This is a genomic window from Micromonospora sp. NPDC004551 (assembly GCF_040609975.1).
In the GTDB taxonomy this organism is placed as follows: domain Bacteria; phylum Actinomycetota; class Actinomycetes; order Mycobacteriales; family Micromonosporaceae; genus Micromonospora.
Map to the genome: position 1 here is coordinate 37,773 of NZ_JBEXLM010000035.1, position 23,066 is coordinate 60,838.

Annotated in this window: 21 protein-coding genes and 1 pseudogene; 7 read left to right on the plus strand and 15 right to left on the minus strand. The window is 72.0% G+C overall.

Features of this window, described 5'->3' with window-relative positions; translation table 11 throughout:
• Positions 1–42: 42 nt before the first annotated feature.
• The 3 genes and pseudogenes from tnpB to ABZW14_RS29485 all read right to left on the minus strand — a co-directional run bounded on the left by tnpB (position 43) and on the right by ABZW14_RS29485 (position 2,392).
• Complete coding sequence (gene tnpB / locus ABZW14_RS29475; RefSeq protein ID WP_355352791.1) at positions 43–1,431, minus strand: IS607 family element RNA-guided endonuclease TnpB; 1,389 nt, start codon at positions 1,429–1,431, stop codon at positions 43–45.
• Positions 1,428–1,583, minus strand: a pseudogene (locus tag ABZW14_RS29480) (IS607 family transposase); the annotation flags it as partial. The pseudogene ABZW14_RS29480 and the gene tnpB, both read right to left, overlap by 4 nt.
• A gap of 302 nt (positions 1,584–1,885) precedes the next feature.
• Positions 1,886–2,392, minus strand: coding sequence for a tetratricopeptide repeat protein (locus tag ABZW14_RS29485; RefSeq protein ID WP_355352794.1), 507 nt, complete (start codon positions 2,390–2,392; stop codon positions 1,886–1,888).
• A gap of 75 nt (positions 2,393–2,467) precedes the next feature.
• Between ABZW14_RS29485 and ABZW14_RS29490 the strand changes: the two genes are divergently transcribed.
• The gene (locus tag ABZW14_RS29490) at positions 2,468–3,457 is read left to right on the plus strand and encodes a DUF5937 family protein (RefSeq protein ID WP_355352797.1); all 990 of its coding nucleotides are present in this window, start codon (positions 2,468–2,470) and stop codon (positions 3,455–3,457) included.
• A gap of 30 nt (positions 3,458–3,487) precedes the next feature.
• Here ABZW14_RS29490 and ABZW14_RS29495 read toward each other — a convergent pair whose 3' ends face one another.
• From ABZW14_RS29495 to ABZW14_RS29505, 3 genes are all read right to left on the minus strand, one after another.
• The gene (locus ABZW14_RS29495; protein ID WP_355352800.1) at positions 3,488–4,168 is read right to left on the minus strand and encodes a TMEM175 family protein; all 681 of its coding nucleotides are present in this window, start codon (positions 4,166–4,168) and stop codon (positions 3,488–3,490) included.
• Positions 4,169–4,233: 65 nt separating this feature from the next.
• A complete protein-coding gene (locus ABZW14_RS29500) occupies positions 4,234–4,683 on the minus strand; it encodes a hypothetical protein (RefSeq protein WP_355352803.1) in 450 nt (149 codons plus the stop codon).
• Positions 4,684–4,854: 171 nt separating this feature from the next.
• Positions 4,855–5,946: an FAD-dependent oxidoreductase gene (locus tag ABZW14_RS29505; protein WP_355352806.1), complete on the minus strand. Its 1,092-nt coding sequence runs from the start codon at positions 5,944–5,946 to the stop codon at positions 4,855–4,857.
• Positions 5,947–5,980: 34 nt separating this feature from the next.
• Here ABZW14_RS29505 and ABZW14_RS29510 point away from each other — a divergent pair, with 34 nt between their 5' ends.
• Positions 5,981–6,421, plus strand: coding sequence for an OsmC family protein (locus tag ABZW14_RS29510; RefSeq protein WP_355352809.1), 441 nt, complete (start codon positions 5,981–5,983; stop codon positions 6,419–6,421).
• A 9-nt stretch (positions 6,422–6,430) separates the two neighbouring features.
• Here ABZW14_RS29510 and ABZW14_RS29515 read toward each other — a convergent pair whose 3' ends face one another.
• The gene (locus tag ABZW14_RS29515) at positions 6,431–7,045 is read right to left on the minus strand and encodes a dihydrofolate reductase family protein (RefSeq protein ID WP_355352812.1); all 615 of its coding nucleotides are present in this window, start codon (positions 7,043–7,045) and stop codon (positions 6,431–6,433) included.
• A 225-nt stretch (positions 7,046–7,270) separates the two neighbouring features.
• On the opposite strand from ABZW14_RS29515, the gene ABZW14_RS29520 reads away from it, so the two are divergent.
• Positions 7,271–7,429 carry a hypothetical protein gene (locus ABZW14_RS29520; RefSeq protein WP_355352815.1) on the plus strand — a complete coding sequence of 53 codons (159 nt, stop codon included), beginning with the start codon at positions 7,271–7,273 and terminating at the stop codon, positions 7,427–7,429.
• A gap of 55 nt (positions 7,430–7,484) precedes the next feature.
• Here the strand turns inward: ABZW14_RS29520 and ABZW14_RS29525 are convergent, their stop codons facing one another.
• The 6 genes from ABZW14_RS29525 to ABZW14_RS29550 form a co-directional block, all read right to left on the minus strand.
• Positions 7,485–8,480: a glycoside hydrolase family 11 protein gene (locus tag ABZW14_RS29525; RefSeq protein WP_355352818.1), complete on the minus strand. Its 996-nt coding sequence runs from the start codon at positions 8,478–8,480 to the stop codon at positions 7,485–7,487.
• A gap of 290 nt (positions 8,481–8,770) precedes the next feature.
• A complete protein-coding gene (locus ABZW14_RS29530; protein ID WP_355352821.1) occupies positions 8,771–9,736 on the minus strand; it encodes an acetylxylan esterase in 966 nt (321 codons plus the stop codon).
• Between the two features lie 86 nt (positions 9,737–9,822).
• On the minus strand, positions 9,823–12,147 hold the full coding sequence (locus tag ABZW14_RS29535) for a glycoside hydrolase family 3 N-terminal domain-containing protein (RefSeq protein ID WP_355352824.1): 2,325 nt from the start codon (positions 12,145–12,147) through the stop codon (positions 9,823–9,825).
• Positions 12,148–12,185: 38 nt separating this feature from the next.
• Positions 12,186–13,052 (minus strand): carbohydrate ABC transporter permease, encoded by an 867-nt coding sequence (locus tag ABZW14_RS29540; protein ID WP_355352851.1) that lies wholly within the window; start codon positions 13,050–13,052, stop codon positions 12,186–12,188.
• Positions 13,049–14,047 (minus strand): sugar ABC transporter permease, encoded by a 999-nt coding sequence (locus tag ABZW14_RS29545; RefSeq protein ID WP_355352827.1) that lies wholly within the window; start codon positions 14,045–14,047, stop codon positions 13,049–13,051. The genes ABZW14_RS29540 and ABZW14_RS29545 overlap by 4 nt, the downstream gene beginning before the upstream one ends.
• Positions 14,044–15,354, minus strand: coding sequence for an extracellular solute-binding protein (locus tag ABZW14_RS29550; protein WP_355352830.1), 1,311 nt, complete (start codon positions 15,352–15,354; stop codon positions 14,044–14,046). Before ABZW14_RS29550 ends, ABZW14_RS29545 begins: the two co-directional genes overlap by 4 nt.
• 142 nt (positions 15,355–15,496) lie before the next feature.
• On the opposite strand from ABZW14_RS29550, the gene ABZW14_RS29555 reads away from it, so the two are divergent.
• On the plus strand, positions 15,497–16,501 hold the full coding sequence (locus ABZW14_RS29555; RefSeq protein ID WP_355352833.1) for a LacI family DNA-binding transcriptional regulator: 1,005 nt from the start codon (positions 15,497–15,499) through the stop codon (positions 16,499–16,501).
• A gap of 42 nt (positions 16,502–16,543) precedes the next feature.
• Here ABZW14_RS29555 and ABZW14_RS29560 read toward each other — a convergent pair whose 3' ends face one another.
• The gene (locus ABZW14_RS29560) at positions 16,544–17,563 is read right to left on the minus strand and encodes a LacI family DNA-binding transcriptional regulator (RefSeq protein WP_355352836.1); all 1,020 of its coding nucleotides are present in this window, start codon (positions 17,561–17,563) and stop codon (positions 16,544–16,546) included.
• Positions 17,564–17,806: 243 nt separating this feature from the next.
• Between ABZW14_RS29560 and ABZW14_RS29565 the strand changes: the two genes are divergently transcribed.
• Positions 17,807–19,000 carry an endo-1,4-beta-xylanase gene (locus tag ABZW14_RS29565; protein WP_355352839.1) on the plus strand — a complete coding sequence of 398 codons (1,194 nt, stop codon included), beginning with the start codon at positions 17,807–17,809 and terminating at the stop codon, positions 18,998–19,000.
• 130 nt (positions 19,001–19,130) lie between these two features.
• Here ABZW14_RS29565 and ABZW14_RS29570 read toward each other — a convergent pair whose 3' ends face one another.
• The gene (locus tag ABZW14_RS29570; protein WP_355352842.1) at positions 19,131–19,592 is read right to left on the minus strand and encodes a YdeI/OmpD-associated family protein; all 462 of its coding nucleotides are present in this window, start codon (positions 19,590–19,592) and stop codon (positions 19,131–19,133) included.
• Between the two features lie 105 nt (positions 19,593–19,697).
• Between ABZW14_RS29570 and ABZW14_RS29575 the strand changes: the two genes are divergently transcribed.
• Together ABZW14_RS29575 and ABZW14_RS29580 are read left to right on the plus strand one after the other, a co-directional pair.
• The gene (locus tag ABZW14_RS29575) at positions 19,698–22,619 is read left to right on the plus strand and encodes a BTAD domain-containing putative transcriptional regulator (RefSeq protein ID WP_355352845.1); all 2,922 of its coding nucleotides are present in this window, start codon (positions 19,698–19,700) and stop codon (positions 22,617–22,619) included.
• Between the two features lie 69 nt (positions 22,620–22,688).
• Positions 22,689–22,928, plus strand: coding sequence for a hypothetical protein (locus ABZW14_RS29580; RefSeq protein WP_355352848.1), 240 nt, complete (start codon positions 22,689–22,691; stop codon positions 22,926–22,928).
• Positions 22,929–23,066: the final 138 nt, after the last annotated feature.

The following is a 23,066-nucleotide window of genomic DNA, read 5'->3' on the forward strand; positions in this document are numbered from 1 at the left end:
CCGACGGGGGACGCAGAGCTGTCACGACCCTGCTGCTTACCGTTACCTCTCGGTGCACTCTTGCGAGCACATGATGGGTAGTCCCGCCCTTTGTGGTGGGACGGTCCCGGTCTGACCCGCGGTGGCGGTGCCGGGTTCACGCTTCACTGCCACCTGCCCGCGTTGGCGGGTCTTCTGGTCGGCTCGACGTGCTGCCACCGGGCCACTCCCGGCGGTGTTGTACTGGGCCGCGAGGGCGGCGAGGTTGAGTGCGGCGTTGTGGTCGCGGTCTATGGTCAGGCCGCAGGTCTGGCAGGTGTAGGTGCGTTCGGACAGGGCCAGTTTGGTTTTCACCGCGCCGCAACCCGAACACGTCTTGCTCGATGGATACCAGCGGTCGGCGACGATCAGCCGGCCGCCGTTCCACTGCGTCTTGTAGGTGAGTTGCCGGCGCAGCTCGCCGAAGCCGGCGTCGGCGATGTGCCGGGCCAGGCGCCGGTTTCGCAGCATCCCGGCGACGTTGAGGTCTTCCACCACGATCGTGCCGTGCTCTTGACAGAGTTGGGTGGTGAGCTTGTGCAGGCTGTCGCGGCGCAGGTTGGCGACCCGGGCGTGGGCCCGACCGAGCCGGGCGGAAGCTCGCTGCCAGCGGTTCGAGGGGCGCTGGCCGGTGCGCCGGTCCGGGCCGGTCTTGCGCGACAGCGCCCGGCCGAGGTGCCGCAGGCGCTGGCGGGCAGCGGTGAGGTGGCGCGGGTTCGGCTCCGTTTCGCCGGTGGACAGCACGGCAAGGTTCGTGATGCCGACGTCCACCCCGATCGTCGAGTCGGTCCGCGTGGGTCGGCGCTCGGCCCGCTCGACCTCGACGCAGAAGGACACATGCCACCGGCCGGCGTCACGCCGGACGGTCGCGGACATGATCCGGGCGGTGCCGTTGTCGATACGCCGGGCCAGCTTGCGGCCGGACTCGTGCAGCTTCAACCGTCCCAGCCGCGGCAGCACCACATGCGTGCGGTCCGGCTCGACGCGGATCGTCCCGGTGGTGAACCGTACGGCCGGTGTGCTGCGGCGGCGGGACTTGAACCGAGGGAAACCGACCGGCCGGCCTGCCCGCTTGCCCGTCCGGGAGCTGGACCAGTTCTTCAACGCCCGAGCCAGCGCGTCGAGGCCGGTGTTGAATGCTTCCTTCGAGCACTCCCGCCACCACGGCGCAACATTGTGCTTCGCGGCGTTCCACGCCCTGCGCAATGCCGGCAGCGACCAGCCGACCGCCGGGGTCAGCAACTCCTCCGCCACCCCGTAGGAGCGTTCAGCCGCCCTCTGCTCCATGACGGCTTTGACCCGAGCCAGCGCCCAGTTGTGCGCGACCCGGGCCGCCCCGGCATGCGCGAGCACACCGCGTTCCTGACCAGGGGTCAGGTCCAGGGCGAACCGGTACGCCTGGACCGTCCTCACCCCGGGTCCCCGGTGGCAGCTTCGATCGCACGACGGGCGCGCTCCGCCGCCGCACGGCGACTGTACAGGCGGGCACACAGCGACGTCAGGACCTCGGTCACGTCACCCACCAGGTCCTCGTCCACCCCAGCGGGATCAACCACGACCTGCCCGACGTCCGGGACCGCGCCCGTCACCGGCTCACCGACCATGATGAGCCGGCCGAGCCGAAACGTCGGAACAGGCAGCATCCCCGCCGCGTACTGCCGCCGCCCAGTCACATACGAGACACCAGTCGCCGCCGCCCACCCCTTCAAATTCACCACAGTAACTATAAGGCGCTAGATGTCGCTATCGACCACCGACACGCCAGATATTTCTCCCTCGAAGCGGTCACGCCGCCCCGTCGACGGCGCGGCCCGGTCCCGCGCGCCGGGAGGCTCGTCGCGCGCGACCGGGCCGCCGGCCGGTGTCCCTAGCTCTCCGTCTGCTCGGGCTCGATCAGCAGGCGGGCGTAGTTGGCCATGGATCGCTGGTAGCGGGGCAGGTGCGGGGCCAGTGCGGCGACCGCGACGGCGACGGCCTCACGTTCCCGGCCCACGCTGGTCAGCGCCAGCGCGAGCGTGGCGCTGACCGCGTCGTCGAGTTCGTCGGCGGGCTGCTGCCGCTCGGCCGTCAGCAGTTCGACCGACTCCTCGGCCCGGCCCAGATTGCGCAGGGAACTGGCCAGCTGGATCACCGAGCGCCGGCGGCGGATGCCGGTGATGCCTCCGGCCAGCGCGGCGCGGTACAGCGGCACGGCCCGGTCGGAGTGGCCGGTGGAGTCAAAGGCGCAGGCGCGTTCGAACGCGGCCACCGGATCGCCGTCCGGCAGCTCGGCGGCGAGCGCGTCGACGCGTTTGCGGAACTCCTCGGGCTCGTGGTCGTCGATGGCGGCCCACAGCTCGGCGCTACGCCGTTCCCAGTCCGGTGATGTCGTCATGCCGGCGATGGTGGCCGGGCGGGGTAGGGTGTCGCCAGTGATTCGGCCAGGACCGAATCACTGAAGGGGGCGGCGATGGCGATCACGCTGCGGTTCAGCCCGGCCGACCTGATGCGCTGCCGGTTCGCGGTGTCGCCGGTGCTCGAGACGATCGAGGCCATCCGCCTGACCACGCCCGAGGACACCCCCGGCTACCACCAGGGCTTCCTCCACGCCATGAGGCACCGCCTGGCCGCGTTGGACCTGCGCCCGGTCACCCTGCTGCAACCTCGCCGCGGTTACAGCCCGGACTTCCTCTCCCCGCCGCCGGCCGTCGCGCGCCCCCGCTTCGAGGAGGAACTGGCGCGCGTCGAGGCGACCCCGCTCGACCGGGTGGCCGAGGAGATCGCCCGCTCGCTGCGGGACACGCCGGGCGCGGCGCGCACGGCGGTGGGCCGACGGTTGCTGGCCGATCCGGCCGACGCGCTGCGCCTGCTCACCGGGGTCATCCGGGACGTGTGGCACGAGGTGATCCAGCCGGCGTGGCCGAACGTCCGCGCCCTGCTCGACGCCGATGTGGCCTTCCAGAGCCGCCGGCTCGCCGAGGGCGGCCTGGACCGGCTCTTCGCCGAACTCCACCCGCAGCTGCGCTGGCACGACGGCGTCCTCACCCGCGACCGCGGCGACCACGAGGACCGCCGGCTCGCCGGCGAGGGCCTGCTGCTGATCCCGAGCGCCTTCAAGTTCGACCAGGTCCTGGTGATCCTCGACGAGCCGTGGCAACCCACCGTGATCTATCCGGCGCGTGGCCTGGGCACCCTGTGGCAGTCGACCCGGACGGAGGAGCTGGCGGCCGCCGGCCGCCTCATCGGGCGCAGCCGCGCGACCCTGCTGGCCGGGCTGACCGAACCGGTCAGCACCACCGTCCTGGCCCACCGGCACGCGCTGGCGGCCGGCACCGTCTCCCAGCATCTGACCGTGCTCCGCGACGCCGGGCTGGTGGTGGGCGAGCGCCACGGCCACGAGATCCGCTACCGCCGCACCGCGCTGGGCACCGCGCTGCTCAGTGGGACGCTCCCCGCGTGAGCCGCGGCCGGCGATCGGTGGCCGCCCGGCTCAGCTCCGCGCCGGTGCCCGCCTCCGCCGTCGTGAGAGGCCCTCGCTGGTGACGCCGTGGAAGACGATCATCACGATGATGCCGAGGAGCCCGACGAGCGGGTTCACGACCAGGGCGACCAGCCCGGTCAGGCCGTAGAGCACGAGACCGGTGATCGGCCGGGCCTCCTGCGCACGGACGTGGTCCTGGTCGACCCCGTCCGCGCGCAGCTCCGGGTGGCGGCGCAGATAGCCGAAGAACACCAGCCAGGGCGCCGACATCAGCGCCGCGGCGAGCGCGTACATGACGACGGCCACCCGCAGGTCGCCGGCGTCGCCGTCGACGAGCGCCGACGCCAGGACCGCGGTCGGGAACGGGATGATCACCACGCCGAAGAGGAGGGCGATGTTGATCCAGCTCAGCGCGAGGGTGGTGCCGCGGACCAGCCGGAGCAGGGCGTGGTGGTTGAGCCAGAGGACCCCGATGTAGACGAACGACACCACGAACGCCAGGTAGGACGGTGCCTCCCGGCCGAGCGACACCAGCAGACCGCCCTCGTGGTATTCCGGCACCCGCAGGTCCAGCACCAGCAGGGTGATGACGATGGCGAAGACACCGTCGCTGAACGCCGCCAGCCGGCCGGTGTCGGCCGGCCGGCGCGCCGGCTCTCCCGGCGGGGCATCGTCGCGACCTGCGGGCACTGCCGAACGCTAACAGCGACGGCATCGCGGGCGGGCGCGATCACCGGGAAGTCCGCGCGCGACGGTCAGGAGACCGCGGCCCTCACCAGCTCGGCCACCCGCTTCTCCACCGCGGGGCTCCAGTTCTGGAGCGCGTACGCCACCGGCCACAGGTCGCCGTCGTCGAGGTTGGCCGTGTCCTGGAAACCCAGGGTCGAGTACCGGTAGTTGAACTTGCCCGAGTCCTGGAAGAAGACAACGATCTTGCCGGCCGCGTTGGCGTAGGCGGGCATCCCGTACCAGGTCTTCGGCGCCAGCTCCGGGGCGGCCGCGGTCACCGTCGCGTGCACGCGCTCGGCGAGGGCCCGGTCTTCCGGCGCCATCTGCGCGATCCGGTCGAGGACCGCCTGGAGGTCGTCGGCCTTCTTGGCGCCCTTCTTTCCCTCGGCGCGCAGCTCGGCGGCGCGTTCCTTCATGGCGGCGCGCTCCTCGGCGCTGAAGCCGTCGGACACGGTCGTGGCGTTCTTCGCGGACATCCTGGTGCTCCCTCTTCTCCGTTCACGGCTCGGCGTCATGCCGGCTGCCGAGGAAAAGGCTAGGCGTTGATCACAGGCGCTGGCTTCTCGATTCCTGATCGGATGGGAGCGGCACGCCGGGACAGCGGCCCGCCGGTGCGGAACGACGGACGGTGAGAGCCCAGCTCGGGGTCAGGCCGCGGCGGGCGTCGCCAGCAGCGCGCGCAGCTCGCGGACCGCCGCCCGCCCGGCGCGGTTCGAGCCGACCGTGCTCGCGGACGGCCCGTAGCCGACCAGGTGGATCCGGGGATCGGCGACCACCCGGGTGCCGTCCACGACGATGCCGCCGAGGGGCCCGCGCAGCCGCAGCGGGGCCAGGTGGTCGAGCGCCGGCCGGAAGCCGGTGCACCAGAAGATGATGTCCGCGTCCTGTGCCGTGCCGTCGCTCCACCGCACGCCGTCGGGGACGATCCGGTCGAACATCGGCCGGCGCCGGAGGAGACCCCGTTCCCGGGCCTCGCGCAGCTGCGGTGTCCACGCCAGCTCGGTGGCGCTGGCGATGCTTCCCGGAGGCAGCCCGGCGCGGACGCGCGCGTCCACCTTAGCGACCACCTCGCGTCCGTAGTCCGGCGTGAACGGCCCGTCCCGGAACACCGGCGGGCGGCGCGTGACCCAGGTCGTCGACGCCGCGACGTCGGCGATCTCGATGAGCAGCTGCACGGCCGACGCGCCGCCCCCGACGACCACCACCCGCTTCCCGGCGAAGTCCGCCGGCCCCCGGTAGTGGGCGGTGTGCAGCTGCCGGCCGCGGAACGTCTCCTGTCCGGGGTAGTACGGCACGAACGGCCTGGTCCACGTGCCCGTCGCGTTGATCAGTGCCCGGGTGGTCCAGGCACCCCTGTCGGTCTCGACGAGGAGTCGTCCATCGTCGGCGTCGCGGACGGCCGTGACGGCCACCGGCCGCTGCACGTCGATGCCGAATTCCCGCTCGAAGGCGGCGAAGTAGGCCGGCACCGCCTCGGCGGCCGGTTCGTCCGGCGGTGGCGGCGTGAAGTGCATTCCGGGCAGGTCGAAGATGCCGTGCACGGTCGCCATGCGCAGTGTCGGCCACCGGTGCCGCCAGGCCCCGCCGGGCGCCGCGTCGGCGTCCAGGACCGCGAAATCCAGGCCCGAGGAGCGCAGGTGGTACGCGCTGGACAGCCCCGCCTGCCCGGCCCCGACAACCACCACATCCGTCTCCGGCACGTGCGGCACAACGCCCCGGGTCCGGCGGACCCTTCCCATCCGCGACCGATCTCACACCGGTAGCGTGCCCGTCATGAGTGCCGACACCTTCCGCTCGGTGGAGATCGAGCGCACCAGCGTGGGACGTTACGTCGTGCGGAACGCCCGCGGCGGATCGATGTCGATGGGCACGGGCGACGACGGCGACTTCACACCGGTGGAGCTGCTCCTGGCCGCCATCGGCGGTTGCACCGCGATCGACGTGGACCACATCACCAGCCGCCGCGCCGAGCCGAGCCGGTTCTCCGTCGAGGTCAGCGGCGACAAGATCCGGGACGAGACCGGCGGGAACCGGATGCGGAACCTCAAGGTGGAGTTCACCGTGACGTTCCCGGCGGGGGCGGACGGCGACAGCGCGCGGGAGGCGCTGCCCCGGTCCCTGCGGCAGTCGCACGACCGGCTCTGCACCGTCTCCCGCACCGTCGAGTCCGGCACTCCCGTCGAGATCGTCGTGACCGGTCCCGGCGTGGACTGAGCCTGCGGGCTACCGTCCTCGGGGCACCTGGTCCGTGACGTCGGCGTAGCCGACCTGCCCGGGCGCCGCGGCCGGCACGTAGATCACCCGGAGCACGCCGGTCGGGAAGGCCTCCGTCGCCGTCACCCGGAAGTGGTACGGGGTGTCACCGTCGTCGAACAGCTTGCGGCCCTTGCGCGCGGCCACCGGATGCACCAGCAGGCGCAGCTCGTCGACCAGCCCGGCGGCGAGCAGTTGCTGCACCACGGAGATCGACCCCGGGATCAGGACGCCCTTGCTGCCGGCGTCGGCCCTGAGCGCGGCGACCGCGTCGAGCAGATCGCCCTCGATCAGCTCGGAGTTGCGCCAGGAGAACTCCAGGGGCTGGCGTGACACGACGACCTTGCGCGTGTCCCCGAGTTGCTTCGCGAAGGGCGCGTCGTCACCGCCCCCGGCCTCGCGGTCCGGCCAGGCGCCGGCGAAGCTGTCGTAGGTCTCCCGGCCGATGAGCAGTACGTCGGCGCTGTCGTAGTCCTCGGTGACGGCGCGGCCCATGTTCTCGTCGAAGTACGGGAAGTGCCAGTCGGGGTCGATCTCGGCCACGCCGTCGGCGGAGATGAACAGCGTGGAGATCACCTTTGCCATCGCAGGGTCCCTTCGGGTCGGGTGGTGTCGACAGGTCGACCGTCGCAGCATCCCAAACTCGTCGACCGAGCACCGCCCCGTCCCGGACAGAACGGGACGGACGGGCATGAAGGACCCCTGCCGGCTCCGCTGCGCCCGCGGCTGTTTGCCCCCCGGAGGGCACGGGAAGACGAGCATCGACAGGGCGCGGAGCCGCCCGCGCCACCGCACCACGGGGAGGCCCACATGGGCGACCGGAATCAGTTGCACGAGCTTCGCCAGCAGGCCCACAACGCGGGCATCGAAGGCAACTCCAAGATGAGCGAGAAGCAGCTCCGCGATGCACTGCGGAGGGTCGGCAAGGGCGAGCGGCCCGAGATGGCCAAGCAGGAGGCCAGACGCTGACGAGCGCGAGCGGTGCCGGCACCCCGTGGGGTGCCGGCACCGCTCGTGTCCCGGATCAGCCGGTCGCGCAGCTCGCGGTGGGCGTGGTGGAGTTGCCGTTCTTGTAGAGCGTGATGCCGAAGTTGTTGCCGTTGCCGTTGGGGCGTGCGGTGAGGGTGCCGCTGGTGCCGCTGATCGAGGCGTTCCAGCTGTTCTGCAGGGTCTGACCGCCGTTCGTGCGGATGGTGACGACCCAGCTGCTGCTGCCGCTGACGGAGAAGCTCACGTTGAACCGGTCGCTCCACTCCTCGGCGCGGCTGACGCTGACCGTGCAGCCGCCGCCGGGCGGCGGCGTGGTGGGACCGGGGGCGGTGCCGCCGACGGTGATGTCGGAACTGCCACTGCTCTGGTAGCCCTCCGTGGCCAGGATCTGGTAGTCGTGGGTGCCCAGGTTCATCCCGTACCGGGCCCACGCGTCGAAGTGGTTGCCGGCCGTGATGTTGCCGCCCACCCGCTTCGACTGGCGGACGCTCCAGTACTGGTAGAAGGTCCGGGTGCCCTCGATGGAGGGCGCGTTGACCCGCTGCGTCCGGTAGATGTCGTACGTTCCGCCGTCGCTGGTGACCGTGCCCATGAACCCCTGGCCGCCGGGCGGCCGGTAGGTGCCCCAGCTGTCGACGATGTAGTACTCGACGAGCGGATTCCTCGTCCACCCGTAGAGGGTCAGGTAGGCGTTGCCGGACGGGTTGAAGCTGCCGGAGTAGGTGACCGTCCGACGTGCGCCGGGATTCCAGCCCTTGCCGGCGACGAAGTTGTTGATGTTGCTCCACTGGGTGCTGTACTGGCCGCCGTTACCCATGTTCATGGAGACGTTGCCACTGTCCTTCCAGAAGGAATAGAAGTAGCCGTTGTGCGTCCCGGTGGAGTTCGAGGTGACGGTCTGGGCCTGTGCCGGGCTGGGCAGGAGCGCGGTGGCGCCCGCGGTGACCAGGACGGCGGCGCAGGCACCGCCGATGAGCATCCGGAGGCGCCCGCGGCTGCGGACCCTCGGACGGACGAGCGCGTCGGTCATGTACGTGCTTCCTCTCTGGACGGCTGGCGGAGGCGCGGATGCGGGGTGGCTCACATCGACGGGGATGGACGGACGTCGATGGCGACAGCATCGGCGGCGCACCGGCACGCTGTCAACGACTTCCGGAAATAGTGCGGAAGGCGAACCGCCCCGGGTGAAGGCGCTCCGATCTCGTCGAAGCTGCTCAACCAACATGTCCGGCCAGCCGGACGCGACGACGACAGGGCCGGTCCCGGCCAGATCGGCCGGGCGGCAGGGCGAGGTTCCGGAATGTTTCTGGGAGGTGCGGGTCAGCCGTCGAGGGCGGCGCGGAGGAAGTCGAGCGCCGCGGCGTCGTCGTCGATGCCGCCCGCCTCGTGGCCGTTGTACCGCCACACCGCCAGCTCGGCCGGTCCCCGGTAGGCGTTGACCGCGGCGAAGACCGTGGACGGGGGCACGATCTCGTCCATCAGCGCCACGGAGAAGCGCGCCGGCACGGTGGCCCGGCGGGCGAAGGCGACCCCGTCGACGTAGCCGAGGGTGCGCAGCACCTGCTCCTCCCGGTCCCGGTGCACCGCCAGGTAGTCCCGGATCTCCCGGTACGGCGTGGAGTCGGTGACGGTCACCGCGCGGGGGATGTCGCACAGGAACGGCACGTACGCCACGGCCGCGCGCAGGTCCGGCACCAGGGCGGCGGCCGCCAGCGCCGCCCCGCCACCCTGGCTGTGCCCGAGCACCGCCACCCGGTCCGGGTCGACGGCGGGCAGCCCGCGGGCGGCGTCGACGGCCCGGACGGCGTCGGTGAGGAATCGCCGGTAGTAGTACCGGCGCGGATCCTCGATGCCCCGGGTCGCCATTCCGGGAGCCTGCGGGCCGCCTGCGGCGACGTCCGGGGTGTCGCCCCGGCTCCACCCGGAGCCCTGGCCCCGGGTGTCCATCTGCAGGTGCGCGAAGCCGGCGGCGGCCCAGAGCAGGTTCTCCAGCGGATGACCCCGGCCGCCGCCGTAGCCGACGTACTGCACCACGGTGGGCAGCCGCCCGGCGGCACCGCGCGGCACGCGCAGCCAGGCCCGGATCGGCTGGCCGGCGAAGCCGGGAAACGTCACGTCGAACACGTCCAGGTGCGTCAGCGGCGTGTCCAGCGCCGTCACGGTGAGGTCGTCGCCGCACCCCCGGGCGTCGGCGAGCGTGTCGGCCCAGAACGCGTCGAAGTCCTCCGGCTCACGCAGGGCGCTCCGATAGGCGCGCAACTCCGTCTCGGGAAGGTCGGTGTACACGGCCACCTCTCACGTCAGCACATCCACGACACGCACTCCGCCGGGGTCGAGCGCCGGGCGTCCCGGGGACGCCCGGCGGACCGGCCTCACCTGATCTCGGATGTCGTCCAGCGCGGCGACTCGGCGGTGACCGGCACGGTGTCACCGACCAGGGTGGTCAGCGCCTCCGTGTCCCGCCGCGCGCTCGTGCCGACCCAGAGTTCGACCTCACCGGGCTCCACGACCCGGGTGAGCGTGCGGTCGGAGAAGGCCAGGCGAGTGGTGGGGACCGTCAGCTCGACGGTGGCCGACCGGCCGGGCTCCAGGTGGACCCGCCGGTACCCGAGCAGCTGCGCCACCGGCCGGGTCACCGAGGCGACCAGGTCGCGGCCGTAGAGCTGGACCACGTCGTCGCCGGCCACCGCGCCGGTGTTGGTCACGCGCACCGTCACGCGCAGTGCCCCGTCGGTCGGCACCGTGGCGGGCACGGTCAGGCCGGCGTGCTCGAACGTCGTGTAGGAGAGGCCGTGGCCGAACGCCGCCGCGGGCGTCGCCGGCAGGTTGGTCACCTCGCTGCCCTCGCCGAGCGTCGGGTGCAGGTACGAGTACGGCTGCGCCCCCGCCGAGCCGGGCAGGCTGATCGGCAGCTTGCCCGACGGGTTTACCCGCCCGGAGAGCACGCCCGCGATCGCTCCGGCCCCCTCCTCGCCGGGGAAGAACGCCTGCACCACCGCCGCGCAGCGCGACAGCGCCCAGCCGACCACGTACGGCCGGCCCGTGAGCAGCACGAGGACGACCGGCGTGCCCGTGGCCAGCACGGCCTCCACGAGCTCGCGCTGGACTCCGGGCAGCTCCAGGTCCTCCCGGTCGCAGCCCTCGCCGACCGTGCCGCGCCCGAAGAGGCCGGCGTGGTCGCCGACGACCAGCACGGCGACCTCCGCGCCGGATGCCGTGGCGACGGCCTCCGCGAAACCGGACCGGTCGTCGGTGTCCACGTCACAGCCGGCCGCCCAGGTGACGTGGTCGGCACCGAACTCGGCGCGCACCGCGTCGAGGACGGTCGGCACCTCGATGCCGGTCTCCACGCCGGGGTGCTGGACGAGCACGTGGTTGAGGAAGGAGTAGCACCCGAAGAGCGCGGCCGGCCGGTCCGCGTTGGGTCCGATGACCGCCACGCGCCGGGCCGCCGGCAGGGGCAGGACGTCCCGGTTGGCGACCAGGACGACGGACTCCTCGGCGAGGCGGCGGGCGATCGACCGGTGCTCCGGTGCGTCGAGGTCGACCGCCGGGGGCGGCTCGTCCGTGAACGTGGCGTCGAGCAGGCCGAGTTCCAGCTTCTGCCGCAGAACCCGCAGCACCGCCCGGTCGACGAGCGCTTCGTCGAGCTTGCCGGCCCGCACCCGCTCCCCCAGGGTCAGATAGGCGTCGCCGGTCGGGAGCTCGATGTCGATGCCCGCGGCCAGCGCCTGCTCGGCCGCCTCCGCGTGGTCCGCCGCAACGTGGTGCAGCAGGTTCAGGAAGGCCACGCCGTAGTAGTCGGACACCACCGTGCCGTCGAAGCCCCACCGGTCCCGCAGCACGCCGGTGAGCATCGTCGGGTCGGCGGCGACGGGCACCCCGTCGATCTCGGTGTAGGAGTGCATGATGCTGCGGGCGTTCCCGTCGAGAATCGCCATCTCGAAGGGTGGGAACAGCACGTCGGCGAGCTCCCGGGGGCCGGCGTGCACCGGGGCGAAGTTGCGCCCGGCGCGCGAGGCGGAATAGCCGGCGAAGTGCTTCAGCGTGGCCAGCACGCCCTGCGACTGGAGGCCCCGCACGTACGAGGTGCCGATGGTGCCGACCAGGTAGGGGTCCTCGGCGATGCACTCGTCGACCCGGCCCCAGCGGGGGTCCTGGATCACGTCGAGCACCGGGGCGAGACCCTGGTGGATGCCCAACGCCCGCATCGAGGCCCCGATCGCCGCGGCCATCTCGGTGACGAGCTCGGGATCGAACGCGGCGCCCCACGCCAGCGGGGTGGGGAAGGTGGCCGCCTTCCACGCCGAGAGCCCGGTGAGGCACTCCTCGTGGACGATCGCCGGTATGCCCAGTCTGGTGCGCGTCACCAGGTCCCGCTGGAAGTTCCACAGCCAGGCCGCGCGGGTCGCGGCGTCGACCGGGCGGGTGCCGTAGACCCGGGTGAGGTGGCCGAGACCGTGCCGGGCGAAGTCCTCGAGCTTGACGGCGTCGCCGAACTCGCCCTGCAGGGGTGCGACCGCCTCGCCGTCCTCCTTCTCCCAGAAGCCGACGAGCTGCGCGATCTTCTCCTCGATCGTCATCCGGCCGAGCAGCTCTCGTACGCGCGTCTCGCCGGCGTGCCCGTCCGGCCGGTCGTGGTCGGGGGCTGCCTGGGCCGGCGCCGGCCCGCTCACCACCGCGTGGACCTCAGTCATGCTGTGCCTTTCTTTGGTTGTGCGTGTACCGCTGCCGCTCAGCCCTTGACCGCACCCTGCAGGCCGCCGACGATCTGCTTCTCGGCGAGCGTGAAGAAGAACAGCGCCGGCAGCATCGCCAGGGACGTGAAGGCGAGGACACCCGCGGTGTCGGTGGAGAACTGGCTGGAGAAGTTCTGCACCCCGAGCGGCAGGGTGTGCAGGCCGACATCGCCGAGAACGAGCAGCGGCAGCAGGAACGCGTTCCAACTGGCCACGAACGCGAGGACGCCGACGGTGACGAGCGCGGGCCGCGACAGCGGCAGCGCGATGCGCCAGAGGAAGCCGAGCCGGCCCGCGCCGTCGATCGCCGCGGCGTCCTCCAACTCTCGGGGGATGGCGGACAGGAAGGGCCGCAGGATCACGATCGTCAGCGGCAGCTGGAACGCGACCTGCGGGAGGATCACCGCGTAGTAGGAGTTGACCAGGTTCAGGTCGCGCAGCATCAGGTAGAGCGGCAGGATCGCCGCCCCGGCCGGGAAGAGCAGGCCGAGCGTGAAGAAGGTGTAGAGCGCCTCCCGGCCCCGGAAGGCGTACCGGGCCAGCACGAACGCGGCGGCCAGGCCGAGCACCACGACGCCGAGCGTGGTGCCGAGGGCGATCACGGCGCTGTTGAACGCCTGCTGCCAGAATCTGCCCTGCGTCAGCACCCGGGTGTAGTTGTCGAGGACCCACGGGTCGGGCAGGCCGGCCGGGTCGTCCACGATCTGCGGGGTGGTGCGGAAACCGCCCACGATCACGTAGAGGATCGGGGCGATCGACACGGCCGCGACCGCGAGCGCCAGGGCGTACGTGAGCGGGGTGCCCCAGGACACCGGCCGGCGTGGGGCGGACGGGGAGTGAACGGTGTTCGTGGCCACGGTCAGTTCGCCCTTCCGGTGATGGCGCCCTCGATGTCCCGACGGAGGAGGAAGCGCTGGAACAGCAGCGCCGCGACGAACGAGATGACGAAGAGGATCACAGCCACCGCGTTGCCGTAGCCCCACAGGCGGGCGAAGAAGCCGTTGTCCACCATGTACGTCGCCATGGTTCCGGAGGCGCCGAGCGACCGGATCGCCGGCACCGAGGTCACCCAGATCACGTCGAAGACCTGCAACGAACCGATCATCGACAGGAACATCCAGATCCGGATCGTCGGGCCGAGCAGCGGGAGGGTGACGTGGCGCTGGGTCTGCCACCAGCTCGCGCCGTCGATCGCGGCGGCCTCGGTCAGCTCGTGCGGCACGTTCGACAGGCCGGCGAGCAGGAGGATGATGGCGAAACCGACGTACTTCCAGGTGAGGACGAACAGCAGCGTCCAGATGACGACGTCGAGGTCGGCGAGCCACGCCTGCACCAGGCTGCCCAGTCCCAGGGACCGCAGCAGCGCGTCGACCGTGCCGCCCTCGGCCAGGATCAGCTTCCACATGATGCCGACGGTGACCTCGGCGAGCACGTAGGGCACGAACACCAGCAGGCGGAACACGGCGCGCCCGCGGAAGCGACGGTTGAGCAGCAGCGCGATGCCCAGGGCGACCGGGCCCTGGATCAGCAGCGACCCGAACACGATGATCGCGTTGTTGCGCAGCGCGTCGAGGAAGATCGGGTCCTGGAAGGCGACCGTGTAGTTCCGGAAGCCGACGTACTCGGTGGGGGGCCCGACGCCACGCCACCGGTACAGGCTGTAGTAGACCGCGAAGCCCATCGGCACCAGCACGAACATCACGTAGACCACGAGCGCCGGCGTCGTGAGCCCGATGATCTCGTACCACTTGCGGCGAGTCTCGGCCCGGCGGGACGACGGGCGCCCGGCGGGCCGGTGACCCGCCGGCGGCGCGGAGACGCCGCCGGCGGGCAACCGGGTTTGGTCGGTGGAGGTCACTTGCTCGCGGCTGCCTTCATCCCCGCGACGACCTGCTCCGGCGTGCCCTTGCCCGAGAAGATGCCGACGATCCCGTCGTTCATCGCGGTGCCGACGGTGCTGCCGTAGGCCGTGTCCAGCCAGAGCTGGACGTAGCTCGCCTCCGACGTGGCCTGCAGGATGGACTTCAGGGCGGGGTCCGTGATGCCGGCCTCCGCTCCCTTGACGACCGGGAGCCCGGTGCCGGTCTCGGCGTAGCCCTTCTGCACCTCGGGGCTCGCGATGTACTTGAGGAACTCGACGCACTCGGCCGGGGCCTTCTTGGCGCAGGCGAACCCGTCGCCGCCGCCGAGCGCCGCCTTGGGGTCACCGGCGGAGCCGGAGATCGCCGGCACGGGGAACCAGCCGAGGAACTTGGCGAGCTTCGCCTTGTCCGTGGCGACGTTGTCCAGCGTGCCCCGGTTCCAGTCGCCCATCAGCTCCATCGCGGCTTTGCCGTTGGCGAGCAGACCGTTGGCGCTGGTCGGGTCGTTCTGGCCCGGCGTGGCGATGAAGTTGTTCTGGAACGGCTTCGTGTCGATGAAGGTCTTCAGGTCCTGGCCGGCCTTCACGAAGCACGGGTCGTCGAAGACCTTGTCCTTGGACGCCTTCTTCAGGGTGTCGACCGAGCAGGCGCGCAGCGCGAAGTTGTACCACCAGTGCGCGGCCGGCCACTTGTCACCGGCGCCCACGGCGATCGGGATGACGTTGATGGCCTTGAGCTTGGTGACCGCGGCGTTGAGCTCTTCGAACGTGGTCGGCGGAGCGCTGATGCCCGCCTGGGCGAACATGTCCTTGTTGTACCAGATGCCCTCGATGCCCATCCGGAACGGCAGGCCGTACTGCTTGCCGTCCACCTGCCAGATCTCGGCCGCGCTGCCGATGTTGGCAACCTCGGTCTTGACCTGGTCGGTGATGTCCTTGAGGTAGTCGGCCTCGACCTGCTCGACCATCTCGCCGCCACCCCACGACATGAAGACGTCCGGCGGGTCGTTGCTCAGCAGCGCGGCGGGGATGCGGGTGCGCTGCAGCTGGTTGGTCTCGATCGCCTCGATTTCGATCTTGACGGTCGGGTGGAGCGCGGAGAAGTCCTTGGCGACCTTCTCCCAGTAGGTCTTGCCGGGCCCGTCCTGGGGGGCGTTGTGCCACCAGGTCAGGGTCACCGGGTTCTTGTACAGCTCGGTGTCACTGGACGCCTCGTCCTCGCCGCCGCTGTTGCAACCAGCGACGACGAGAGCGCTTGTCACAAGAAGTGCCAGGGCGGCACCTGCACGCCGCTTCGTCGCCATCGATGTCTCTCCTCCATCAGGCAGTCGCGGTACTCGGCCTGCGGGGGAGTTTTACAGCCCCGTAACAGGGTGTCAATCGGTATCGATAACGTTTTCGAATCGTCCCTGACGCGCTCTTCGCGGCGGCTCTATCATCGTCGTCGTGGTGTTCCCGGAGCGCGTCAAGATGTCGGACGTGGCACGTACCGCCGGCGTCTCGGTGGCAACCGTATCGAAGGTTGTCAATGGCCGCTACGGCGTGGCCCAGGCGACCGTGGAGCGCGTCCAGCAGGTCATCCACGAGCTCGGCTACGAGGCCAGCCTGGGCGCGCAGAGCCTGCGCAGCCACCGCACGAACGTGCTCGGCATCCTGGTCGCCGAGTTCGAGCCGTTCTCCACCGAACTGCTCAAGGGCGCGTCCCGGGAGGTCGCCGGCACCGGGTACCAGCTGCTGGCCTACTCCAGCGGCGACGGCGAGGGCGCCGCCATAGGCTGGGAACGGCGCTCGCTCGCCCGCCTGTCCGGAACCCTCATCGACGGCGCCGTGATCGTCACGCCGACCGTGATCGAGACCAAGGACGGCTTCCACGTCGTAGCCGTGGACCCCCACACCGGCCCGTCCGGTCTGCCCACCGTCGACTCGGACAACTTCGCCGGCGCCGTGCTCGCCACCAACTACCTGCTGTCGCTCGGCCACCGCCGCATCGGGCACATCAGCGGACGCCCCGACCTGGAGTCGGCGCGCCTGCGCGAGGCCGGCTTCCGCAAGGCCATGGCCGACGCCGACGTGGCGGTGGACGAGAGGATCGTGCGCGTCGGCGGGTTCCGGGTCGAGAGCGCCGCCGCCACGGCCGCGGAACTGCTCTCGCTCCCGGACCGCCCGACGGCGATCTTCGCGGGGAACGACCTCTCGGCGATCTCGACGATGGACGTCGCCCGCAGCATGGGCCTCACGGTCCCCGACGACCTGTCCGTCATCGGCTTCGACAACGTCCCGGAGTCGGCGCTGGTGAACCCCCCGCTGACGACGATCATGCAACCGCTGCAGCGCATGGGGGCCGAGGCGTTGCGCCTGCTCATCGACCTGATCGCCGGCGTCGAACGCGACACACACATCCGGCTGCCCACCGAGCTGGTCGTCCGGGCCTCGTGCCGCCCCTACCGCTGACGCCGCGGCCGGGATCCATCCGCGGCCCGGTGCCGCCGACGGTCAGGTGACCGGCGGGGCCGCGCTGTCGCGGACGACGAGTTCGGTGGCCAGCTCCACCCGCGGGCTCTCGATCCGCTCGCCCTGAGCCAGGCGCAGGACCGTGCGGGCGGCGAGCAGGCCCATCTTCGCGAGGGGCTGCCGGACGGTGGTCAGCGGCGGGGAGCACCACCGGGCCTCCGGCAGATCGTCGAAGCCGACGACGCTGACGTCGTCGGGCACCCGCAGGCCCCGTCGTCGGACGGCTTCGTAGACGCCGAGGGCCATCTGATCACTGGCGGCGAAGATCGCGGTGGGTGGCTCGGGCAGCCGCAGCAGCTGGTTGCCGGCGGCGAACCCGGCCTCGTGGTAGAAGTTGCCCGGGCGGATCAGCTCCTCGGCGACGCGGGTGCCGGCGCTCTCCAGCGCGGTCCGGTAGCCGTCGAGGCGCGCCCGGCTGCACATCAGCTGCGGCGGCCCGGCGATGAAGCCGATCCGCCGGTGGCCGAGGCCGAGCAGGTACTCGGTCGCGCCCAGGCTGCCCGCCCAGTTGGTCGCGCCGACGGTGGGCGCCTCCTGCGGCGGCACCCCGGCGGGGTCGACGATGACGACGGGGATGTTGAGACGGCGCAGCTCGGCCTGCAGCGGCGGCTCCAGGGTGGAGGTCACGAAGATGACCCCCTGGGTGGAGCGGGTGCGCAGGTTGTCCAGCCATTGCCGGGCCGACGAGCTGCGCCGGTGGATCGCCGAGACCACGGTGCCGATGCCGGCGGCGTGCGCCACGTCCTCGACCCCACGGATGATCTCGACCGCCCACGGGCTGTCCAGGTCGTTGAAGACCAGGTCGATCAGACCGGAGCTGGGCCGCATGCTCGGCCTGCGGCGGCGGTAGCCGTGCCGGGTCAGCAGCTCCTCGACCCGTTCCCGGGTCCGCGGCGCGACGTCGGAACGGCCGTTGACGACCCGCGACACCGTGGGCACCGAGACGCCGGCCAGCCGCGCGATCGCGGCGATCGTGACTTTCCGGGAATCGTCCGAGGTCACCGATCTCCCTCCCGTCATCACTCGAGCCCCCCGGGGCTTCGGTCGGATGGCCGGTACTTTCGATCCCTTTCGATCGCTTGGGGGCACGTTAGGACCCGCCGCGTTCCGGGTCAAGGCTCCCGCCATGGTTGACGGGCGGGAATCGACAACCGTATTGTTCCGGCCCAGTTACCGGAACCTTGCTCGGAAGTTTCGGCTGCGCACTTGCCGCACAGTTCACGCCCTCTTGCCCGGAGGAAGCCCATGAAACTGCGACGATGGATAGCCGCGGGCGCGGTCGCCGTGGCCACCGCCGCCACCCTCAGCAGCGTGCCGGCCACCGCCGGCCGCCCCTACGACCCGGCCGACCAGAGCCTGCGCAACCTCGCCACACGGCACGGCCTGGCCATCGGCACGGCCGTCGACATGGCCGCGCTCGACGACCCGGCCGACCCGCGGTACCGCCAGCTCGCGGCGTCCGAGTTCTCCACGGTCACCGCCGAGAACGTGATGAAGTGGGAGAGCCTGGAGCCGACCCGCGGCACCTACAACTGGGCGCCCGCCGACCGGCTCCTCGCCTTCGCCAAGCAGAACAACCAGCGCGTACGCGGGCACGTCCTGGTCTGGCACAACCAGCTGCCCGGCTGGCTGACCGCCGGCGTCGCCGACGGCTCCATCAGCGACACCGAGCTGCGCGACATCCTGCGCGAGCACATCACCGCCGTGGTCACCCACTTCAAGGGCCGGATCTGGCAGTGGGACGTGGTCAACGAGGCGGTCAGCGACCCCTGGGACACCCCGTCGACCCTGCACTACAAGGGGTTCTGGGCCCAGCACCTCGGCCCCGGCTACATCGCCGACGCCTTCCGGTGGGCCCGCGCGGCCGATCCGCACGCCCTGCTGTTCTACAACGACTACAACATCGAGGCCTTCGGCTCGCGCGATCCCGCGAACGACAAGACCCAGTTCGTGTACGACATGGCCAGAGCCCTGCTGGCCCAGCGCGTGCCGATCGACGGCATCGGCAGCCAGGGCCACCTCGGCACCCAGTACGGCAACTTCGACACCTTCCAGGTGGCCGAGGCGCTGCGGAGGTTCGCCGGGCTGGGACTGGCCACGGCGTTCACCGAGGTCGACGTGCGCAGCCAGCTCACCGAGGCGGTCCAGGCCGGCGACTCGAACGAGGTCAACCCGCGGTTGCAGGCGTCGGCGGCCAACTTCAGCGTGCTGCTGCAGGCCTGCCTCGCCGAACGGCACTGCCTGTCGTTCACCGTCTGGGGATTCACCGACAAGCACTCCTGGGTGCCCGGCTGGTTCTCTGACCCGCCGGAGGGCCTGGCCACCATCTACGACGAGAACTACCAGCCCAAGCGGGCGTACCAGGAGATGAAGGCCGACCTGATCTACAGCGGCCCGCCGTACGTCCTGCCGCGCGTGCCGCAGCGGCCGCGCCGCTAGGGGCAACGGCCCGGGCGGGGCCGGTCGCTCGACCGGTCCCGCCCGCTGTCGGAGCTGGGCGGCCCCCATGGTGCGCCGGCGCACCCGGGCCGTGAGCCGGAGCCGCCGGCGAACGCACGGCGTTCGCGTGTCAGCGGTGCTGGCCCTCGCGCACCATCTCGATGGTCTTCGTGACGCGCTGCGCCCGGGTGGCCTCCCGCTTGGCCTCGGTGACCCAGCGGACGAACTCCTTGCGATGCGAGGGGGCCAGCGCCTCGAACGCCGCCTGCGCCTGCGCGTCGCCGGCGAGGGCGGCGGCCAGGTCCTCGGGCACCTCGAGGGTGCGGGGCTCCGCGTCGGGGGCGATGACGACCTCGTACGCAGACCCGATGATCACCCCGGCCTGCGCCCGCGCCGCGCGGGACAGCCCGATCAGGTTCTCCCCGCCCATGCGGGCCAGCCGCAGGGGCAGCGTCACCCCGTTGACGTGCACGCGCACGGGGAACGCCCGCCGCCCCTCCCCCATGACGGACACCTGCTCGTCGGAGAGCACGAACGCGCCCGCCGGACCGCGCTCCTCCAACGTCAACGTCAGCGTCAGCGTCTCGGCCATGGCGTCATCGTAATCGCGCGCGCTGGACCGGCGCTCCCGGCGCCGTATGTCACCTCGCGCCGCCACGGTGTGCCCGGCCCGAAGGCGCCGCGCTAGCTTTGCGCGGTGCGTGGGTATCGGATCGGCATCCTCGGACGGACCGAGCTCAGTGTCGACGGGGTGGCCGTGCCGCTCGCCCCGCTGGAACGGGCATTCGTCGCGAGTATGGCGGCCCATCGTGGACGCATCGTCTCCGTCGACCGCCTGATCGACGGCCTGTGGCCGGATCACCCACCCGCCGGAGCGCGCAACCGGGTCCAGGCGATCGTCGCCTCGATCCGCCGCGCCACGACGCCGGAGCTGATCCTCACCAGCGCGCCCGGCTACCAGGTGAATGCCGAGGTGGCCGTCGACGCGGCGGAGTTCGCCGCCGACGTGCAGGCCGCCACGGCCGCAACCGACGCCCGCCGTGCCGTGGAGCTGCTCGACCGGGCGCTGGCGCGCTGGCGCGACGACGCCTTCGTCGACGTCGGCGCGGAGCTGGTGGACGTCGAGCGCGATCGGCTTCGTGAGCTGCGCGAGCACGCGGTCGAGCTACGCGTCGACGCGCTGCTGTCGCTCGGGCTGCACCACGAGCTCGTGCCGGAGCTGACCACGCTGGTGCGTGACCGGCCCCTGCGGGAGCGGCTGCGCGGCCAGCTCATGACGGCGCTGCACCGCAGCGGCCGGCAGGCCGAGGCGCTCGCCGTCTACCGGGCCGGGGCCCGGGTGCTCGCGGAGGAGCACGGCATCGACCCGGGGCCGGAGCTGCGGCAGCTGCACCGGGAGATCCTCGGCACCGAGCAGGAAGCCTCCCGGCGAGCCTGGGTGCGGCCCAACCAGCTGCCCGGCGTCACCGGCGACTTCGTCGGGCGGGACAAGGAGCTCGGGCTGCTGCTGTCGCTGCTGGGGCGCAACCCGCCGGCCACCGGAGCGGCTCAGGTCGTCGTGGTGACCGGCCTCGCGGGAACGGGCAAGACCACGCTGGCGCTGCGCGCGGCGCACGAGAGCCGCCACCGCTTCCCCGCCGGATGCCTGTACGCGGACCTGCGCGGCAACACGGCGGACCCGGCGCGGCCGGGCGCGGTGCTCGGCGCCTTCCTGCGCGCCCTCGGAGTGGCCGGTGCGGCCATCCCGGTGGCGGCCGAGGAACGCGCGGCCCTGTACCGATCCGTGCTCGCCGACGAGCCCATGCTGGTGGTGCTGGACAGCGCGGCGGACGCCGCACAGGTGCGGCCGCTGCTGCCACCCGGTGGGAGCAGCGCGCTCGTCACCAGCACGGCGGCGATGCCCGGACTCCCGGGCACCGAGGTCGTCCCGCTCGACGTCCTGCCGGTCGACGACGGCCTGGAGTTGCTGGCCGGTCTCGCCGGTGCCGAACGGATCAACCGGGAGGCCGCGGCGGCCGCCGACGTCGTGGAGCTGTGCGGTCGCCTGCCGCTGGCGTTGCGTATCGCCGGAGTGCGGTTGGCCGAGCGGGAGGCCATGACCGTGGCACGGCTGCGCGAGCGACTGCGCGACGAGCGACGCCGCCTGGACGAGCTGTCGCTCGACGGGCTCGACGTGCGCAGCAGCTTCACCGTCGGGTTCGAGCGGCTACCCCCGCCCGCCGCGCGGCTGCTCGCGGTGCTCAGCCGTACGACGCTGCGCAGCTTCGGCATGTGGGACGAGACCACCGAGCCGCTGCTGGAACAGCTGTGCCGGGCCCATCTGCTGACCGCCGAGCCCGGCGGGCGGGTACGGATGCACGATTTGGTCCGGCTGCACACTCGGGAACGCACCGACGTCACCACCGAGCAGGTGCTCGCCTGGTACGCCCGGCTGCACGCGCACGCCGAACGCGCCGCCGCGGCGCTGCCCTGCAAGCTCTTGCCGGGGGCGGATGCGGATTCCGTGATCGACGCCTGGGACGCCGTCGACTGGTTCGAGGCGGAGCGGGAGAACCTGGTCGCGGCGGTGCGGGACCTGCTGGGGCTGGACGCGGTCGACCTGGCCGGGCGCCTCGCCTGCACGATGGGCAACTTCGCCATGATGCGCAGCCAACACCTCCCCGAGTACGTGGACTGCCTGCGCGGCGTGCTCGACCGCCAGGCCGACCTGCCGGTCCCGACCCGGGCGGCGCTCCGGCTCCACCTGGGCACGGCCTACCGGATGCTGGACCGGCACGCCGAGGCCGTGCCGCTGCTGCGCGCCGCACACCGCGACAGCGGCGGGCCGCTGGTGACGCACCGGCTCGTCGCGTTGCAGGGCTACTCGCTGTGCTGCCGTCAGCTCGGCCGCCTGCGGGAGGCGGACGCCGCGCTGCTGCTGATGGTGCGGTCGTGCACGGCGCACTGGCCGGTCGGCCCCGTGGGCGGGCACGTGCTGCTGGCCCTCGGCATGCAGTACGGGCAGTACCAGCACACCTCGCCGTTCGCCTACGCCGCCTGCGTCGCGGCCCTCCGGCTCTTCACCGACGGCGGCGACCGGTGGGGCGAGGCGCTCGCGCTGGAGAGCATCGGGTTGCTGCACCGGCATGCCGAGCGGTGGCCGCAGGCCCTGGAGCACCTGCGGCGGGCGGTGGCCGCCGCGGGCCGGCTCGGTGACCGGATGAGCGTGACCACCGCCGAACAGGCGCTGGCCGCGACGCATCTCGCCGCCGGCGACCGCGACTCGGCACGACGGCTGCTGAGCCGTACGGCGCCGGCGTTCCGCGAGATGCGCCACGGGTGGGGCGAGGCGATCTCCCGTCGGCTGCTCGGGAAGGTGCTCCTCGAGGAGGGCAACGCCGCTCGGGCGGTGACCGAGCTGGAGAGCTCGGTGGCGATGCTGCGCGACATCGGGCAGCCGTTCCCGCTGGCCAACTCGCTGAGCCTGCTGGCCCGGGCGCACGACGCGGCAGGGAGCCCCGACCGGGCCATCGCGCTCGGCGAGGAGGCGCTGCGCATCTTCGAGCACTTCGACGCCGCGTACGCCGATGACCTGCGTGGATGGCTGGCGTGCCGGCGGCGCGCAGCGGGTGCGCAGTAGAAGCGCAGGCCGGGCGCAGCGGCGACCGGCACAGTGGCGGGCAACCACCCCTCACAAGGAGGTCTGCCCATGACCAGGATCATCACCCGAGTCGGCGACGCCATGCTCGGCAAGGTGCTCGGCCGCGAGGAGGCCGGCGCCTGCGTGCCGGAGAACGGCCAGGCGTGTGCGTGCGTCGCGTCCGACGGCTACTGCTCGGGCGGCGTCTACTTCCGCCGTTACCGGCAGGGCTACTACAACTGCACCGGCTCGTGCGTGACCTCGACGTCGCGCTCGCTCTGCTACGTCAAGAAGGCCGGCGTCTGCTGACCTGATCTCCCCCCGGGGGGGGGGGCCCCCCGCGCGGGCCCCCCCCCCCCCCCCCGCCGGCGGGGGGCGGGGGGGGCGGGGGTTGGCGAGCCGCCGCGGGGCCGCGGGGGGGTTTGGGGGGGGGGGGGGTGGGGGAGG